Genomic DNA, 1,097 nt, shown 5'->3' on the forward strand with positions numbered 1-1,097 from the left:
CGACGGCGCTTCCACAAGCCACCGCCGGATCACTAGTCCCTACTTTCGTACCTGCCGGAGGACGTCGCGGACGTCGTGGGCTTCCTCGCCGGCCCGCAGGGCCGCTGGGTGACCGGCCAGGCCATCGACGCCTCCGGCGGCACCTACCTCGGCCCGATCCCACCGGCGTGACCGGGACCGGGCCCCCTTCGGGGACGCCTTCACGCCTTCGCTCCACGTCATGCCGCTGGACGCTCAGGCGGCCCGGGGTCAGGGACCAGCGGCTCGCCCCTGGGCGCCGGCGCCGCCCTGCGACCACGCCGAGGCACCAGGGCCGCCGGATCGGAAGTCGGTCGCCCCTGAGAAGATCCTCCCGTGACCCGAGCATGTGATCAGCGCCCCGATGAGACCGCCCTCGCCACCCTGGGCGCCGCGTTCCCTTCGGAGTGGCGGGAGCCTGCCATGGGGTACGGCGGCGTCGCGGAGTGGGAGGCCGCGAACGGGGTCACGCTTCCGGAGCCCTACCGGACCTTCACCGCGGAGATCAGCAACGGCAGCAGCCTCGGACCTGCCGAGGACGGGGGGCTCCAGCCCTGGGATGGCTGCCCGCGAACCGGCCGGACCTGGGGCCGCGCCTGCCCGGCGAACCGTTCCCGCTGGACGACGCCTGGCTGTGGGAGGACGACGGCGAGGCCGATCCGGACGATCCCCGCATCCACGCCGCCTTCACCCACGGATCGGTGGTCCTCGGCTCGGAGGACGGCCAGTCGTTCTGGCTCCTGGCGACGGCCGGGCCCCACCGGGGCGAGGTCTGGATGGTGTCCGACGTCGGCGCGATCTCGGTGCCCGGCGCCGAGGCCTGGGGCTTCGCGGAATGGGTCGAGCACTGGCACTCAGGCGACGCCTGGCCGGTCTGAGTCGGCCGTCCCTCCACCGACCCCGGCGGCCAGCGGGGGCAACGTCAGCCCGCCGCGCTCTCCAACCGTCTGAGGACCGCCGTCAGCGCCCGGACGCGGTCACTCTCCTGCGGCAGCCCGGGAAGGCAGGCACGCAGACGTCGCACCGTGTCGAGTCGCACGTTCCCCGGCCCGACGGCGTCGACGATCGAACCGATCGCT

The 1,097-nt window shown here is 73.8% G+C and carries 1 protein-coding gene and 1 pseudogene; both read left to right on the plus strand.

Translation table 11 applies throughout. The features are described from left to right. Positions 1-54: 54 nt before the first annotated feature. A pseudogene (locus ACWDCZ_RS41655) lies at positions 55-171 on the plus strand (short-chain dehydrogenase); the annotation flags it as partial. A gap of 548 nt (positions 172-719) precedes the next feature. Continuing rightward, on the plus strand, positions 720-896 hold the full coding sequence (locus ACWDCZ_RS41660) for a hypothetical protein (protein ID WP_449818767.1): 177 nt from the start codon (positions 720-722) through the stop codon (positions 894-896). The last annotated feature ends 201 nt before the right edge of the window (positions 897-1,097 follow it).

Source organism: Kitasatospora sp. NPDC001225, assembly GCF_053597855.1.